Source organism: Cellulosimicrobium sp. TH-20, from assembly GCF_002105775.1.
In the GTDB taxonomy this organism is placed as follows: Bacteria; Actinomycetota; Actinomycetes; order Actinomycetales; family Cellulomonadaceae; genus Cellulosimicrobium; species Cellulosimicrobium funkei.
In genome coordinates this window covers 2,908,131-2,922,738 of sequence record NZ_CP020857.1, presented here as the reverse complement: position 1 = coordinate 2,922,738, position 14,608 = coordinate 2,908,131, and the positions used below count along the sequence as shown (strand labels likewise).

Annotated in this window: 15 protein-coding genes; 11 read left to right on the top strand and 4 right to left on the bottom strand. The window is 77.2% G+C overall.

Going from position 1 to position 14,608, the window contains the following annotated elements; all coding sequences use genetic code 11:
• The first annotated feature begins 44 nt into the window (after positions 1-44).
• Positions 45-338 (top strand): hypothetical protein, encoded by a 294-nt coding sequence (locus B8281_RS19550; RefSeq protein WP_198163067.1) that lies wholly within the window; start codon positions 45-47, stop codon positions 336-338.
• Between the two features lie 45 nt (positions 339-383).
• Here the strand turns inward: B8281_RS19550 and B8281_RS12905 are convergent, their stop codons facing one another.
• On the bottom strand, positions 384-1,409 hold the full coding sequence (locus tag B8281_RS12905; protein WP_085387925.1) for a hypothetical protein: 1,026 nt from the start codon (positions 1,407-1,409) through the stop codon (positions 384-386).
• Positions 1,410-1,618: 209 nt separating this feature from the next.
• Between B8281_RS12905 and B8281_RS12900 the strand changes: the two genes are divergently transcribed.
• Positions 1,619-2,176 (top strand): dihydrofolate reductase family protein, encoded by a 558-nt coding sequence (locus B8281_RS12900; protein WP_043659185.1) that lies wholly within the window; start codon positions 1,619-1,621, stop codon positions 2,174-2,176.
• Positions 2,177-2,182: 6 nt separating this feature from the next.
• Here B8281_RS12900 and B8281_RS12895 read toward each other — a convergent pair whose 3' ends face one another.
• The gene (locus B8281_RS12895) at positions 2,183-2,983 is read right to left on the bottom strand and encodes a helix-turn-helix domain-containing protein (RefSeq protein WP_051028551.1); all 801 of its coding nucleotides are present in this window, start codon (positions 2,981-2,983) and stop codon (positions 2,183-2,185) included.
• A 234-nt stretch (positions 2,984-3,217) separates the two neighbouring features.
• Here B8281_RS12895 and B8281_RS12890 point away from each other — a divergent pair, with 234 nt between their 5' ends.
• Together B8281_RS12890 and B8281_RS12885 are read left to right on the top strand one after the other, a co-directional pair.
• A complete protein-coding gene (locus B8281_RS12890; protein ID WP_085387924.1) occupies positions 3,218-4,252 on the top strand; it encodes an ABC transporter substrate-binding protein in 1,035 nt (344 codons plus the stop codon).
• Positions 4,252-6,096 carry a siderophore-interacting protein gene (locus tag B8281_RS12885; protein WP_085387923.1) on the top strand — a complete coding sequence of 615 codons (1,845 nt, stop codon included), beginning with the start codon at positions 4,252-4,254 and terminating at the stop codon, positions 6,094-6,096. Before B8281_RS12890 ends, B8281_RS12885 begins: the two co-directional genes overlap by 1 nt.
• 41 nt (positions 6,097-6,137) lie before the next feature.
• Here the strand turns inward: B8281_RS12885 and B8281_RS12880 are convergent, their stop codons facing one another.
• The gene (locus B8281_RS12880; protein ID WP_085387922.1) at positions 6,138-7,412 is read right to left on the bottom strand and encodes an MFS transporter; all 1,275 of its coding nucleotides are present in this window, start codon (positions 7,410-7,412) and stop codon (positions 6,138-6,140) included.
• A 95-nt stretch (positions 7,413-7,507) separates the two neighbouring features.
• Here B8281_RS12880 and B8281_RS12875 point away from each other — a divergent pair, with 95 nt between their 5' ends.
• Both B8281_RS12875 and B8281_RS12870 read left to right on the top strand, forming a co-directional pair.
• Positions 7,508-8,410 carry a LysR family transcriptional regulator gene (locus tag B8281_RS12875; RefSeq protein ID WP_085387921.1) on the top strand — a complete coding sequence of 301 codons (903 nt, stop codon included), beginning with the start codon at positions 7,508-7,510 and terminating at the stop codon, positions 8,408-8,410.
• Between the two features lie 320 nt (positions 8,411-8,730).
• On the top strand, positions 8,731-10,356 hold the full coding sequence (locus B8281_RS12870; RefSeq protein WP_085387920.1) for an ABC-F family ATP-binding cassette domain-containing protein: 1,626 nt from the start codon (positions 8,731-8,733) through the stop codon (positions 10,354-10,356).
• 25 nt (positions 10,357-10,381) lie between these two features.
• Here the strand turns inward: B8281_RS12870 and B8281_RS12865 are convergent, their stop codons facing one another.
• Entirely contained in the window at positions 10,382-10,921 is a 540-nt protein-coding gene (locus B8281_RS12865) for a hypothetical protein (protein WP_051028402.1), read from the bottom strand.
• Positions 10,922-11,052: 131 nt separating this feature from the next.
• On the opposite strand from B8281_RS12865, the gene B8281_RS12860 reads away from it, so the two are divergent.
• The 5 genes from B8281_RS12860 to B8281_RS12840 all read left to right on the top strand — a co-directional run bounded on the left by B8281_RS12860 (position 11,053) and on the right by B8281_RS12840 (position 14,569).
• A complete protein-coding gene (locus tag B8281_RS12860; RefSeq protein WP_051876582.1) occupies positions 11,053-11,649 on the top strand; it encodes a GNAT family N-acetyltransferase in 597 nt (198 codons plus the stop codon).
• A gap of 33 nt (positions 11,650-11,682) precedes the next feature.
• On the top strand, positions 11,683-12,189 hold the full coding sequence (locus B8281_RS12855) for a VOC family protein (protein WP_085387919.1): 507 nt from the start codon (positions 11,683-11,685) through the stop codon (positions 12,187-12,189).
• Between the two features lie 32 nt (positions 12,190-12,221).
• Positions 12,222-13,037 carry a MerR family transcriptional regulator gene (locus B8281_RS12850; protein WP_085387918.1) on the top strand — a complete coding sequence of 272 codons (816 nt, stop codon included), beginning with the start codon at positions 12,222-12,224 and terminating at the stop codon, positions 13,035-13,037.
• A gap of 192 nt (positions 13,038-13,229) precedes the next feature.
• Positions 13,230-13,835 (top strand): hypothetical protein, encoded by a 606-nt coding sequence (locus B8281_RS12845; protein WP_232322564.1) that lies wholly within the window; start codon positions 13,230-13,232, stop codon positions 13,833-13,835.
• Entirely contained in the window at positions 13,832-14,569 is a 738-nt protein-coding gene (locus B8281_RS12840; RefSeq protein WP_085387917.1) for a glycosyltransferase family 2 protein, read from the top strand. The genes B8281_RS12845 and B8281_RS12840 overlap by 4 nt, the downstream gene beginning before the upstream one ends.
• The last annotated feature ends 39 nt before the right edge of the window (positions 14,570-14,608 follow it).

Sequence of the window (14,608 nt, the reverse complement as noted above, 5' to 3'; positions counted from 1 at the left end):
GGAGCACGTCGTGGTCGTCGGCGACCTCAACGACACCGGGGTCGGTGCCGCTGCGCCCGCTCCTCGAGGGGACCGACCTGCGCGACGTGAGCGTGCACCCGGAGTTCCGGGGCGACGGGCGTCCCGGGACGTACGGCAACGGGACCGCGAGCCAGAAGATCGACTACGTCCTGCTCTCCCCCGCGCTGTTCGAGCGCACCGTCGGCGGGTCGGTCTTCCGCCGGGGCGTGTGGGGCGGGAAGGACGGGACCCTGTTCCCGCACTACGACACGATGACGTCGCCCGTGCACGCGGCGTCCGACCACGCCGCCCTGTGGGCCGACGTCAACCTCGCGTGACGGGCCCGGCCGGGCGCCCGGGGCGGTGGGCGCCCGGCCGGGGCGTCAGTCCGCGCGGGCGAGGGCGATCGTCGTGGAGCCGCGCTGGCCGGCCTCGTAGAACATGTGCAGGCGGCCGTCGACCTCCACGAACGACGGCGCCGCGGCGCGCCCGTGGTCCGGTGCGGCGGACCCCGAGTCGTACAGGACCCCGAGGTGGTCCTCGCGGTCGAAGCCCGTCCCCACGCGCGCGACGTGGATGTTGCCCGAGCCCGCGTGGTAGACGACGTGGCCCCCGCCGTTGCGCGACCAGTAGTGCGCCCCGGAGACCTGCCCGCCCTCCCCGGCCGCAGGCGTGATGAGCGGCTCCGGCTTGACCTGCCAGCCGGACGTCAGCGACTGCGACCAGCCGACGTAGATCTTCCGCGTCCCGCCGTGGTTGCCCATCAGCAGCATGACGTAGACCCCCGACTGCGTCGGGTGCGGGAAGACGCGCGCGTACGACGTCTCGCTCACGCCCGGGAGCATGTACGTGCCCACGACCCGGTTGTGGTACGTGAAGCTGCGGCCGTCGGCGGAGCTCGCGACCCGGGTCGTGTGGTTCTCGCCGTGGAAGAACAGGTAGATCCGGCGGTCCGCCGGGTTCCAGAACGCGTCGGGGCTCGACACGTGGCTCACGTCGAAGCCCGCCCACGTGCGCGGGATGATCGGGTTGGCGGGGTGCTCGCGCCACGGGCCGGTGACGGAGTCCGCGTAGGCCAGGCAGATGCCGCCCGGGGCGTCGTGCGGGGCGTAGTACATGTACCAGCGGCCGAGCGGGTTCTCGACGCGCCCGGCGACGTACCGGACCGAGGGGAAGATCAGCTCGTTCGTCGGGTTGTACCGCAACGTGCTCCGGTCGAGCGGCTGCCCGAGGTAGCGGAAGGTCGGGAAACCGGGCACCGCCGCGTGCGCGGGTGCAGGGGCGGCGATACCGCCCACGGTGCCGGCGAGCGTGCCGGTCGCGGTCGCCGCACCGAGCACGACGGCACCGCGCAGGAGCGCGCGACGGGTCAGGGGACGAGGGGCGGGTGGGCGAGGGTCGTCCGGCATGCTGCCTCCACAGTGAGAGAGCGGGTGGGACGGCAGCCACTCTCACGACGGCCCGTGACCAGGGTCAACACGATAATGAGAACTGCCGAACGGCCCGACGGCGGGCGCCGTCCGGGAGCGGGCCGACCCGGAGGCCGCCCGCCGACCGATGAGTCCGCGCACCGCCCCGGGTCTCCCCCTCGACCGCGCAACAGGGACGAGGAGGATCCATGGCCAAGGTGATCGCCGGGGCGACGGTGTCGCTCGACGGGTTCGTGCAGGACGCCGCCGGGAGCAGCGCCGCGCTCTACGCGGACTTCGACACGCTCGTGGGCAGCGACTACATGCGCCGGCTCCAGGACGAGACCGGCGCCGTGCTCATGGGGCGACGCACGTTCGACGGCGCCGAGGACCCCGACAGCTACGCGGAGGACTACGAGTTCCAGGCGCCGATCTTCGTCGTGACGCACCACCCGCTGCCCGTCGCGCCGCGCCGCAACGAGCGGCTGTGGATCGAGTTCGTCACCGACGGCGTCGAGGAGGCGGTGCGCCGCGCCGTCGAGGCCGCCGGCGACCGCGACGTGACGTTCGTGGGCGGCGCGGACCTCTTCCGCCAGCTCCTCGCGGCGGACCTCGTCGACGAGCTCGCCGTCGACGTCATGCCGGTGCTGCTCGGCGGCGGCGTCCGGCTGTTCGACGGCGGCGTCCCCGCCACCCTGGAGAAGGTGAGCGTCGACGAGGTGGGCGTGCGCACCGCGCTGCGCTACCGGGTCGTGCGCGACCGCTGATCCGGCTCAGGCGCTCAGGCGCTCGTCGACGCGAGCCGCCCGGGTACCAGGACCCGTGTCCCGCGGCGCGCGGGCGAGGACCGCCAGGGGGTCCCGCGCGAGGTCGGCGACCGGCTGCCCGGTCTCCCGGCTGAGGGCGCGCAGCAGGCCGGCCCGCGTGGCGTAGCCGGCGGCGCGGGCCGCCGCGTCCAGCTGCGAGCCGCCGCGCAGCCGCGCGATCGCGACGTTGAGGTGGGCGCGCGTGCGCCAGCGCCCGAACGGGAGCCCCGTCTCCTCGACGAAGAGCCGCTGGACGTGGCGCGCGCTCGCGTGCCGTCGGTCGGCGAGCTCGTCGAGCGTCGCACCCCCGCGCCGGGCGTCCTCGGCCACGGCGCGCGCGACCGGGTGCGACGGGAGCGTCAGCACGAAGTGGTCGCCCGTGACCCCGCGGAGCACCTCCTCGAGGGCTGCGCGGAACGGCGCGACCTGCTCCGGGGTCGCCGGGCCCGCGCAGAGCACGGCGGTCAGGACGTCCGTGACGGCCGGCACGACGCCGAGCCGGTGCACCCGGACGGGGGGCTCGACGCCCGGCGAGAGCACCGGCCCGAGGGCCATCGCCCCGCCCGGCAGGCGCACGGAGTGCGGCACGCCGGGGGCGAGCCACACGCTCTCGTGCGTGCGCAGGGTCAGGGGCGCGCCGTCGGCCACGAGCTCCGCGGTGCCCGCGACGACGTGGACCAGGTGCGGCTCGTCGTGCGCGTGGGTGTCGTGGCCGAGGAAGCGGACGGCGTTCTCCGGGACGACGGCGCCCAGCGCGGTCGGGGTCATGCGGCGCTCCTCTCCTCGGCCGGACCCTCCGGTCCGGCCGTCCTGCGGGACGACCTCGGACGTATCCCGCGGCGCACCGTGCGGACGTCGCGCGCCCGGTCGTGTCGCGTCCGGGAGCGTCCGTGTCATGTCCGGACACGGCACGGCGCGCAGGTGTGGTTAGCCTAACCTCGCGAGGTGCGCCCCGGTCACGCCGTGCGGCCCCCGCGTCCCTGCTCCCGAGTGCGAGGTCCCATGCTGCCGTCCCGCCGTCCCACCCGCCGCCCCCTCACCGCGCTGGCCGCGCTCGTCGCCGCCGCGACGCTCGCACTCTCCGCGTGCTCGGGCGGCACCACCACGTCCGACGCCGGGGCCGAGGGTTCAGATACGCCCACCGGCTCGTCCGCGGCCGAGCGCGTCGTCACCACGGACCAGGGCGACGTCACCGTCCCGACGGACCCGCAGCGCGTCGTCGTGCTCAACCACGCGCTCGCCGGGTACCTCTACGCGCTCGACGTCCCGGTCCTCGCCACCGTGCCCGAGGTGACCGACGACCCCGAGCCGGCCTTCTCCCCCCTCTGGGCGCAGGAGGCCGAGGCCGACGGCACGGAGCTCCTGGAGTGGAGCGCCGACGGCTTCAACCTCGAGGCGATCCTCGCGCTCGAGCCCGACCTCATCGTCGGTGGCGGGTGGGGCTTCCCGCTCAAGCAGGCGACGGACGTCTACGACGGCCTGAGCCAGATCGCCCCGACCGTCCTCGTGAGCGGCACGTACACGACGTGGCAGGAGCAGCTCGCATTCCTCGCCGAGGACGTGTTCAACGACGCGGAGACCTCCGAGGAGCTCGCCGCCGGGTACGAGGACCGGCTCACGGAGGTGCGCGACGCGATCACCGTGCCCGCGGGCGAGACGGCGTTCCTCGCCCGCACGGCGGAGGGCACCACGTACGCCCTCCAGGAGGGCGAGGGGCTGCCCGCGATCTTCGAGCGGCTCGGGTTCGCGGTCCAGCCGATCCAGGAGCAGACCGGCGCCGAGCCGTACACGCCGGGCGGTGACATGTTCGAGGTGTCGGCCGAGCAGGTGACGTCGGTGGTCACGGCGCCGAACGTGTTCGTCATCGGCTTCAACGGCGCGGAGGTCGACCTCGACGCGCTCGCCGCCGACCCGGTGTTCGCCGCGCTGCCGTCGTTCGCCGCCGGGACCGCGCACGAGCTGCCCACGTGGACGATCCGCAGCGACTACCACGAGGCGATGGCCCTGCTCGACGTCGTCGAGGAGCAGTTCTCCTGATGGCCCAGCACCGCCTGCGCACCCACCCCCTCGTCCTGCGGCGCGTCGAGGTCGCGCGCGTCGTCGACGTCACGCCCCGCATGCGCCGCGTGACGCTCGTCGGGCCGGAGCTCGGCGCGTTCGAGCGCGACGGCCTGCCGATGCCGGCGTTCGACGCCCCGGGGTTCGACGACCACGTGAAGCTCGTCCTCGCGTCCGACGGCGACGTAGCGTCCGCGCTGCCCGTGCAGCGCGCGCACGGCATCGACTGGCCGCCCGCGCCGAACCGGCAGGGTCGGGACTACACGCCGCGCCGCTGGGACCCGGTGGCGGGCGAGCTCGACCTCGACCTCGTGCTGCACGGCGACGGGCCCGCCGCCGCGTGGGCCGGGGCGGCGCGCCCCGGCGACGCTCTGTGGTTCGTCGGCCCCAAGGCCTCCACCGTGTGGCCCGACGACGTCGACTGGGCCCTGCTCGCGGGCGACGAGACGGCGCTGCCCGCGATCGGCCGCTTCCTCGACGAGCGTCCTGTCGACGCGCCCGTGCAGGTCGTCGTGACGGTCGGCGACGCGTCGGCGCGCCAGGACCTCGCGCTGCGCGACGGCGACACCGTCCGCTGGGTCGTCGCGCCCGAGGGCGACCGCGGCGCGCTCGGCGAGGCGGTGCGCGCGATCACGTGGTGGCCCGGGCGCGTCTACGCGTGGGCTGCGAGCGAGAGCCGGGCCCTGCTGCCGGTGCGCCGCCACCTCACGCGCGAGCGCGGCGTGCCCCGCACGCACGTCGACGTCACCGGGTACTGGCACGCGCGGCCGGCGCCCTCGGGCGCGGGGCCGGGCGGCTCCGCGAGCAGCACCGTCGGCGACACCTCGGGCGGCGTCCCGGGCAGCACCGCGAGCGACGTGCCCGGCAGCACCGCGACCGGCACCGTCCCCGCGGCGCAGCCCGCGGGCGTGCCGTCCCCCGTGCCGTGGTTCGCGACGCGCGCCGCACTCCAGCTCGGGCTGCTCGACGCGCTCGGCGACGGCCCGCGCGACGTCGCGGCGCTCGCCGAGGCGGCCCGCGTCGCGCCCGCGGCGGTCCGGGTCCTCGTGGACGTCCTCACGGCGTCGGGGGTCGTGACCTCGGACGGTGACAGGGTGGCCCTGGCCGACGCCGGCGAGGACCTCCTCGACGACGAGCACGCGCGCGAGGAGTACGAGGGCCTGGAGGCCGACGCGGTCCTCGCGCTCGCCGCGCTCGCCCCGGCGCTGCGCGAGGACGCCCCGGCGTGGGCGCGCTCGCGCGGCCGGACCCTGCGCGCAGAGGTCGAGGCCGACGTCGACCTCGCCGCGGAGGTCGTCGAGGGCGCCGACGTCCTGCCCTACGTGCTCACCGGCCTCCCGACGTGGCCCGTGTGGTCGGGCGCGCGGTCGGTGGCCGTCGGAGGGCCGGGGGCGCTCGTCGTGGCCGACCTGCTCGCGGACGTGCCCGGTGACCGCACGACGACGCTCGTCGAGGACCCCGTGCCGCTCGCCGTCCTGCGGGAGCAGGCCGGCACGGGCTCGCCCCACGCCACGTCCGGCTCCTGGCCCGGCGCCGACCTCGCCGTGTGCGCGCTCGGGACCGGGCACCGCACCGACGACGAGGTGGTCGCGCTCCTCGCCGCGATGGGGGCGGCCGCGCGTCGGGCCGTGCTCGTCGAGGACCTCACGCCCGACGGCCTGAGCCCGCACGCGCACGAGCACGCGCTGCTGTCCCTCGCGACGACGGGGTCCGGACCCCGCACGCCCGACGACGTGGCCCGGCTCGCCGCGCGCGCCGGGTGGCGCGTCGTCGGGCACGACGCCCTCGGCTGGGGCGTCGCGCGGGTCGAGCTCGCCCGCTGACCCACGGCACGGCGGGGCGGACCGCGGTCCGCCCCGCCCGCTCAGGACCGGCGTGCCAAGCCCGGCGCGGCCGCCGCGACGAGCAGCGCGGTGGCCGCCGCGAAGACGACGACCATGAGGCGCAGCGGCTCGACCGTGAGCGAGAGCCCCAGGAGCAGCACGGGGACGGCGAGCCCCAGGTACGCGACGAGGAAGACCCCCGCCAGGACCTCGCCCCGGCGGCCGGGCTCCGCCAGGGCCCCCGCCGTGGCGAGCGCGCCCCGGAAGAGGATGCCCACGCCCGCGCCCGCGACGACGGCGCTCGCCACGAACCCGGGCAGGCTCGCGGTGCCGACGGAGACGGCGAGCACGGCGAGCCCGGTGAGCGTCAGCGCGACGGCGAGCGCGACCTGGCGCCGGCGGGCGAGCCGGCCCGTGGCGAGCTGCGCGACGGCGGCCGCGGCGAAGACCGTGGCCGAGACGAGCCCGGCGACGAGGCGCGACTCCTCGTGCATCACGGTCGCGAGCACGCTCGGGGTGAGGGACGTGAAGAGGCCGAAGACGGCGAAGCCCGCGAACGCGGCGGCACCCGCGGCGACGAAGGTGCCGCGCCCGCCTCGCGGCACGGCGACGCGCTGCGGGCGGTAGCGGTACGGGGCGGCGGCGGGCGGCACGGTCTCGGGCACGAGCGCGGCGGCGAGGACCGCCGCGGCGAGCAGGACGGCGAAGGCGACGTACGGCGTCGTGAGCGGCGCGGGCGCGGCCTGGGCGAGCAGCCCGCCGACGAGCGGTCCGAGCGCGAGGCCGCCGATGTTCGCCAGACCCGCGACGGCGCTCGTGTCCGTCGGGCCGCCGGGCCGGGCTGCCGCGCGGAGCTCGGCGAGGTGCGCGGTCGCCGTCGCGGTGACGGCCCCGATCCCCACGCCCGAGACGAGCCGCGCGACGACGAGGCCGCCCAGCCCGTCCAGCAGCAGGAACAGCACGGCCGCGACGAGCTCGGCCACGAGGCCGAGGACCAGGACGCGGCGGCGCCCGAACCGGTCGCTGAGGTGCCCGACGAGGTAGAGGCTCGCGGCGACCCCGACGGCGTACGCGGCGAAGACGACGGTCACGGCGACGGTCGGCAGGCCGTCGCGCGCCTGGTACAGCGGGTAGAGCGGCGTCGGGACCGTCGAGAACGCCATGGCCGTGGCGAACGCGAGCGCCACCACGAGGAACCCGGACCCGTGCGAGACGAGCGGCCGCGCGCGCCGCGCACGCGGCGGCCGGGAGGGCCGCTGCGCGTCGTCCGGTCGCGCGGGTGCGGGGCGGGTCGGAGGTGCCGAGGTCGTCGTCATGCGTCCACCGTGCGCCTGCGCGCTTGATCGTGTCCAACGACTTGTACCGATCCGTCTGATCGATGTCAGCGATGAGACGTCGTAGGGTGAGCGGCATGGAGACGCGCCAGCTCGAGTACTTCGTCGCCGTGGCCGAGGAGCTGAGCTTCACGCGCGCCGCCGCGCGCGTCTTCGCCGTCCAGTCGAGCGTCTCGGCGGGCGTGCGCGCGCTGGAGGCGGAGCTCGGCGCTCGTCTGTTCGAGCGCACGCGGCGCTCGGTCGCGCTCACGTCGCAGGGCGAGGCGCTGCTCCCCCGGGCCCGGGCGGTGCTCGACGCCGTCGACCAGGCCCGTGCCGCCGTCGCCCCCGGGCCGCACCACGTGCGCGGCACCGTGCGGCTCGGGGTGTTCACGAACCTCGGGTACCTCGGGCTGCCGCGCACCCTCGCCGCGTTCCGGGACCGCCACCCCGGCGTGGTGCTGCGCCTCACCCCGTCGCCCGCCGGGTCCACGGGGCTGGGAGAGGACGTGCGGCGCGGCGTCGTGGACGTCGCGTTCACCGGGCTCGGGCCCGAGGACCACCCCGGCCTGCGCTACACGCGGCTCACGTCGTCGACGTTCGTCGCGGTGCTGCCCGCGGGCCACGCGCTCGCCGGGGCGCGGTCGGTGGCGCCCGGCGACCTGGCCGACGAGCACGTCGTGACGACGCCGCGCGGGTTCGGCAACCGGGTGGTCGCCGAGCGCGCGTTCGCGCACGCGGGCGTCGCGCCGCGCGCGGACACGGAGGTGGCCGACGTCGGCGACCTGCCCGCGTTCGTCGCCGCCGGGTTCGGCGTCGCGGTGGTTCCCGCGGACATGTACGAGCCCGCGCCGGGCGCGGTCGCGGTGCCGCTCGACGCGCCGGAGGCGTGGTCGCTCGGGCTCGTGACGCGGCCGCACCCGGGCGCTGCCGTCGCGGCGCTCGTCGCCTCGCTCGTCGCCTCGCTCGTCACGGGCCGGGAGCAGGCTCCGGCGGGGTGACCGGACCCGCGCCCGCGAACCCCACGCCCGCGGACCCGGCCGGGCCGCGCTGCTAGCATCGGCACGTGCTCATCGAGGTCGACAGACTCTAGCCGCCGAGCCGTCGGCGGCCCGCCCCAGCGCACCCCTCGCCCCCGCTCCGACCCGTCGGAGCCCTCGTCGGCGACCCCTGCCCGGCTCGTGCCGCGGCCTCGGCGTGCCTGGACGACGCCCCACCGCTCCCGCCACCGGCGGCCCGTCCGCGCGCCCGCGCGACGACGGCCCGCCCGACCTTCCCGGCACGACCACGCCCGCGGCACCGCGGGCCGAGGAGCACACCCATGTCCACCCTGCACCGGTCCGCGGTGACGCTGACCGACCTCACGTTCGAGTGGCCCGACGGCACCGTCGCGCTCTCCCACCTCTCCGGCACGTTCGGCGCCGGCCGCACGGGCCTCGTCGGCGACAACGGCGCCGGCAAGTCGACGCTGCTGCGCCTCGTCGCCGGCCTGCTCACGCCCACGTCCGGGCGCGTGACGACCACGGGCGACGTCGCCTACCTCCCCCAGACGCTCACGCTCGGCCGCGACGCGAGCGTCGCGCGCCTGCTCGGCATCGACACCACGCTCGACGCCCTGCGCGCGATCGAGTCCGGCGACGTCGACGAGCGGCACTTCGACGCGGTCGGCGACGACTGGGACGTCGAGGCGCGCGCCGCCCAGGCGCTCGCCGAGATCGGGCTCGACGGCGTCGGCCTCGACCGACGCGTCGGCGAGCTGTCCGGCGGCGAGGCGATGCTCGTCGCGATCAGCGGCCTGCGCGTGCGGCGCAGCGCGATCACGCTGCTCGACGAGCCGACGAACAACCTCGACCGCGCCACCCGGGCCCGGCTCGCCGCGCTCGTCGACGACTGGCCCGGGACGCTCGTCGTCGTGAGCCACGACCTGGAGCTGCTCGAGCACGTCGACGAGACCGCCGAGCTGCACGCGGGCACGCTGACCACGTTCGGCGGCCCGTACAGCGCGTGGCGCGCGCAGCTGGAGGTCGACCAGGCCGCGGCGGCGCAGGCCGCGCGGAGCGCCGAGCAGACCCTGCGCGCCGAGAAGCGCCAGCGCGTCGAGGCCGAGACGAAGCTCGCGCGCCGCGAGCGGACGGCGCGGACCGCCCAGGCGAACCGCACCGGGTCGCGCATCTCCATGGGGCTGCGCGCGTCCGCGGCCCAGGTCTCGGCGGGCTCGATGCGCCAGGGCCTGGACGCCAAGGTCCAGGCCGCGCAGCAGGCGCTCGACGCGGCGGCGGCCCGGGTGCGCGACGACGAGCACGTGCACCTCGTGCTGCCGGACCCGGACGTCCCGCACGGGCGTCGGCTCGCCGAGCTGCACGGGACGAACCGCACGGTCGTCGTCCAGGGGCCCGAGCGGGTCGCGCTCGTGGGGGCCAACGGCACCGGCAAGACGACGCTCCTGGAGAACCTGCTCGGCGGGCGCGCGCCCGAGCCGGGACGCGCCGGCGGGATGCTCCTCACCGACCGGGTCGGCTACCTCCCGCAGCGGCGCGACGGGCTCGACGACGCGCGCAGCGCGCTCGACACCGTCCGCGACGGCGCCCCGGGCGTCGCACCGGGCACGGTCCGCAACCACCTCGCGCGCCTGCTCCTGCGCGGGTCGGCCGTCGACCGTCCGGTGGGCACCCTGTCGGGCGGCGAGCGGTTCCGCGTCGCGCTCGCGCGGCTCCTGCTCGCCGACCCGCCCGCCCAGCTCCTCGTGCTCGACGAGCCGACGAACGACCTCGACGTGCGCAGCGTCGAACGGCTCGTCGAGGCGCTGTCGGGCTACGCGGGCGCGCTGCTCGTGGTGAGCCACGACGACGGGTTCCTCGCCCGCCTCGGGGTCGACGTGCGGCTCGAGCTCGACCGGGACGGCGGGCTCCACGAGGTGGCGCCGGGCGCGGAGCACCCGGCCCGCTGAGCGGCGGCCCGGGGCGGCCGGGCCGTCAGGGCAGGTCGGGTGCGGCCCGCACGACGGCGGCCATCGCGGCGGTCGCCGCGGCGTCGGCGTCGGCGTGCCGCCAGCCCGGGCTCACGACCCGCGCGTGGTCGTTGAGCGCGGCGAGCACGTCGAGCACCGCGACGCCCAGGGCCCGCGCATGAGGGGTGAGGCCGCCGCGGATCTTCAGCTGGCCGAGCACGATCGCGATCTGCGCGCGGGCCTCGGCCGCGAGCGCCGCCTCGTCGACGTCGCCGCCGCGGAGCCGGTCCGCGGCGCCCTGCCGCCCGGACGCCCAGACGTCCTCGGGGACCCCGAGGTCCCACGCCGCCAGGAGGCCGTCGACGAAGGCGGGCAGCGCGTCGTCGCGCCCGTCGGCGGCGTACCACTCCTCGAGGTCGCGCAGCGCGTCGTGCCCGGCGTCGTTGCCGAACGGCGCGAGGTCCTCGCCCTCGTCGTAGAACGGCTCCGGCGCGAGGGACACGAAGGCGGGGTGGCTCGTCGCGGGCGACAGACCCTCGTCGGGGTCGTCGAGGAACAGCGTCATGGGGGCGACCCTAGACCGGCGCGGGCCGTGCCGTCGCACGCGCCCGTCGTCGGGGCCGCCGCCCGGGCCGACGCTCCCGCGCCGCGGGAATCCCCTCGATGCGCAGGCCACGCACGTGCCAGGGTGGGCGCATGACCGACGCCACCGACGTGCGCCCCGACGCCCTCGAGCGGGTCACGTGGCCCGTGCGGACCGCTCGCCTGACGCTGCGCCGCGCCCGGCCGGACGACGCGGACGCGTTGTTCGCCTACCGCGGCCTGCCCGAGGTGGACCGGTGGCTCACGCAGCGGTTCACCGCGGTCGAGGAGTGGCGCGAGCACCACGCCGAGCCGGGCCGGCTCGCGACGACGCTCGTCGTGGAGCGCGGGGGTGCCGTGGTCGGGGACCTCTACCTCGCGGTGCGCGACGGGTGGGCGCAGCGCGACGTCGTCGACCGCCCGCACGACGACGAGGCGGAGATCGGCTGGGTGCTCGACCCGGCGCACCAGGGGCAGGGCTACGCGACGGAGGCCGTGCGCGCGCTGCTGCGGGTGTGCTTCGAGGACCTCGGGCTGCGGCGCGTCGTGGCGAGCGCGTTCCTCGCGAACGAGCCGTCGTGGCGGCTCATGGAGCGCGTGGGGATGCGGCGCGAGGGCGTGGGGGTGCGCGACTCCCTCCACCGGGACCTCGGCTGGGTCGACGGCGTCGTGTACGCGCTCCTGGCCGACGAGGCGCGCGCGGGCACTTGACCCTGACGCGACGTCAGGGCGCAGGCTGCCCGCATGACCGACACGTTCCCCGCCTTCGACCTCTCCCCCGTCCCCGCCCCGGGGCCCGACGCCGTCGCTCCGGAGCCGTTCCGCGGCATCTACGGGATGCCGCAGTTCGTGACCGTCCCGACGGACGACCTCGCGGCGTCCGTCGAGCTCTGGACGCGCGGGCTCGGGTTCTTCGACCTGTTCTCCGTGCCGGGCGGCATGGTGCACCTGCGCCGCTGGGCGTTCCAGGACGTGCTCCTCGTCCCGGGCACCCCCGCGCCCGACCTGCCGGCCCTGACGGTGAGCTTCTCGTGCGTGCTGTCGCAGGTCGACGCGATCGTCGCCGCGTGCGAGGCCGTGACGCCCGGCTGCACGACGGGCCCGCGCGAGATGCCGTGGGGGTCCGTCGAGGTGGAGGTCCGCACGCCGGAGAACGCGCGCGTCGTCATGACGGCGGCGCGCCCGTTCGTCGCCGGGAGCGACTCCGCCCGGTTCCTGGAGGGCATCGGGATCGAGGCGCCCGCCCCGTGAGCAACGCGGCTCCGCGGTGGACACTGGGTCACGTGACCACCGACCCGACGCCCGGCCGCGTCGCCCACCCGCTGACGGTCGGCGACGCGGCCGCGGCCGCGGGCGTCACCGTCCGCACGCTGCACCACTGGGACGCGGTCGGGCTCGTGCGCCCCTCGGCGCGTACCCCGGCGGGCTACCGGCTCTACGCGGCGGCCGACGTCGCGCGGCTGCGGCGGGTGGTGGCGTACCGGGAGCTGGGCGTGGCGCTCGAGGACGTCCCGCCGCTCCTCGACGCGACCGGCGCCGAGGCGGTGGACGCGCTGCGCCGGCACCGGGCGCTGCTCGGGGAGCGGATCGCCCGGATGGAGCGCACCGCCCGCGCGCTGGACCGCCTCGTCGCGGCGCGCGAGCGCGGGCTCCTGCTCACGCCCACCGAGCAGGTCGCGCTGTTCGGGGAGGGCTGGGACCCCGCGTGGCCCGGGCAGGCGCGCGAGCTCTGGGGCGACACCGCGCAGTGGGCGCAGTACGCCGAGCGGTCGGCGGAGCGCACGCCCGAGGACTGGCAGCGCCTGGCCGACGACGTCGCGGCCCTGGAGGCCGACCTCGCGACGGCGTGCCGCGCGAGTGTCGACCCGGCCACGCCGCGGGCGGCCGCCCTCGCCGAGCGGCACCGCGCCTCGATGGGCGCGCACTTCGACTGCTCGCCCGCGCGGCACGTGTGCCTCGCGCGGCGGTTCGTCGACGACGCCGGGTTCCGTGCCCACTACGACGGCCTCGCCCCGGGCCTGGCCGCGTGGCTGCGCGCCGCGGTCGAGGCGAACGCGCGCTCCCGCGGCGTGGACCCCGCGACCGCCACCTGGGACTGACCCCCTGCGCCGTGCCGCAGGGGCACGGCGGACGGGCTCGCGGGACGAACACGTCGGGAGGCGCGACGACGAGCGCGACGAGCGCGGCGGGAGGCGCCACCACGTGCGCTCCCGGTGGACGGGCGTGCGAGCGCGACGCCGGGGTGTGAGGCTGTGATCCCCGCCGCCGCACCACCCTCCCAGGAGCACCGCATGCCCGCCTCCCCCGCCCCCACGGCGGGCACCTCCCTCGCCGCCCCGGCACGCGGCGCGATCCTCGCGGGCGACGCGGTCCGGGCCGGTGCCGCGCTCAGCGTCGTCGTGGCCGGCGCGACGCTCGACGGCGTCGGCGTCGCGCTGTTCCTGCTCGTGCTCGGCGGGACGATGGTGCCGCGCGCCCTCGGGGTGACCGGCATGCTCGACGTCGGCTACGGGGCCGCGCTGCTCGCCTCCGCCTGGGCCGCCCAGCTCGAGTGGTACCGCGCGGTGCCGTGGCTCGACCTGCCCGTGCACGCCGTCTGCACCGGGCTCGTCGCGGCGCTCGCGACGGTGACGCTCGTCCGGGTCGGGGCGCTGCCCGCTCCGCACGACGACGACCGGCCGTGGCGCACGGGCGTCGCCGTGGTGACCACGGGCCTCGGGGCGGTCCTCGCGATCCTGTGGGAGCTCGGCGAGTGGGCCGGGCACACGTTCCTCGACGACCGGATCGGCGTCGGCTACGGCGACACCGTCACCGACCTCGCGACGGGGCTGCTCGGCTCGGTCGTCGCCGGGGTCCTCCTCGCGCGCGGCACCGCGGCCCGGGAGCACCGGCCGTGACGCCCCGCACCGCCCCGACCGTGTCCGTCGTCGTCCCGGTCCGCGACGACGCCGCCGCGCTCGACCGCTGCCTGGCGCGCATCGCGCGGCAGACCGTCGCGCCGCTCGAGGTCGTGGTCGTCGACAACGCGTCGCGCGACGACTCCGCGCTCGTCGCGCGCCGCTGGGGCGCCGTCGTCGTGCGCGAGGAGCGCGTCGGCATCCCGGCCGCCGCCGCGACCGGGTACGACGCCGCGCGCGGCGACGTCATCGCGCGGCTCGACGCCGACTCGCTCCCCGACCCGGGGTGGGTGCAGCGCGTCGTCGACCGCATGGCCGCCGACCCGACGCTCGACGCGATGACCGGCACGGGCACGTTCGACGACCTGCCGCGCGGGGCGCGCGCCGCCGTGGCGATCGTCTACCTCGGCGCGTACTACGTGCTGTGCCACCTCGCGCTCGGCCACACCGCGCTCTGGGGCTCGTGCATGGCCCTGCGCCGCTCGGCGTGGACCGCCGTGCGCGACGCCGTCGTGCGCGACGACCCCGAGGTGCACGACGACCTCGACCTGTCGTTCCGCCTCGGCCCGGGCCGGCGCACGGTGCTCGACCGGTCGTGGCGCGTCGGGGTGTCGGCGCGCTCGCTGCGCGGGCGGCGCCAGCGCCGTCGGCGCATGGACCGCGCGTGGCGCACGCTGCGCGTCAACTGGGCGGTCGCGCCACCGTGGGAGCGGTGGCGCGACCGCTGGCGCTGACGCGCACGACCCCGCCCGGCCCGCGACGGGCCGGTGACC

What these genes read in the sequence shown, in the direction of transcription:
- B8281_RS12905 (WP_085387925.1), bottom strand. Translation starts at nt 1,409, where the DNA reads ATGCCGGACGACCCTCGCCCACCCGCCCCTCGTCCCCTGACCCGTCGC.
- B8281_RS12900 (WP_043659185.1), top strand. Translation starts at nt 1,619, where the DNA reads ATGGCCAAGGTGATCGCCGGGGCGACGGTGTCGCTCGACGGGTTCGTG.
- B8281_RS12895 (WP_051028551.1), bottom strand. Translation starts at nt 2,983, where the DNA reads ATGACCCCGACCGCGCTGGGCGCCGTCGTCCCGGAGAACGCCGTCCGC.
- B8281_RS12890 (WP_085387924.1), top strand. Translation starts at nt 3,218, where the DNA reads ATGCTGCCGTCCCGCCGTCCCACCCGCCGCCCCCTCACCGCGCTGGCC.
- B8281_RS12885 (WP_085387923.1), top strand. Translation starts at nt 4,252, where the DNA reads ATGGCCCAGCACCGCCTGCGCACCCACCCCCTCGTCCTGCGGCGCGTC.
- B8281_RS12880 (WP_085387922.1), bottom strand. Translation starts at nt 7,412, where the DNA reads ATGACGACGACCTCGGCACCTCCGACCCGCCCCGCACCCGCGCGACCG.
- B8281_RS12875 (WP_085387921.1), top strand. Translation starts at nt 7,508, where the DNA reads ATGGAGACGCGCCAGCTCGAGTACTTCGTCGCCGTGGCCGAGGAGCTG.
- B8281_RS12870 (WP_085387920.1), top strand. Translation starts at nt 8,731, where the DNA reads ATGTCCACCCTGCACCGGTCCGCGGTGACGCTGACCGACCTCACGTTC.
- B8281_RS12865 (WP_051028402.1), bottom strand. Translation starts at nt 10,921, where the DNA reads ATGACGCTGTTCCTCGACGACCCCGACGAGGGTCTGTCGCCCGCGACG.
- B8281_RS12860 (WP_051876582.1), top strand. Translation starts at nt 11,053, where the DNA reads ATGACCGACGCCACCGACGTGCGCCCCGACGCCCTCGAGCGGGTCACG.
- B8281_RS12855 (WP_085387919.1), top strand. Translation starts at nt 11,683, where the DNA reads ATGACCGACACGTTCCCCGCCTTCGACCTCTCCCCCGTCCCCGCCCCG.
- B8281_RS12845 (WP_232322564.1), top strand. Translation starts at nt 13,230, where the DNA reads ATGCCCGCCTCCCCCGCCCCCACGGCGGGCACCTCCCTCGCCGCCCCG.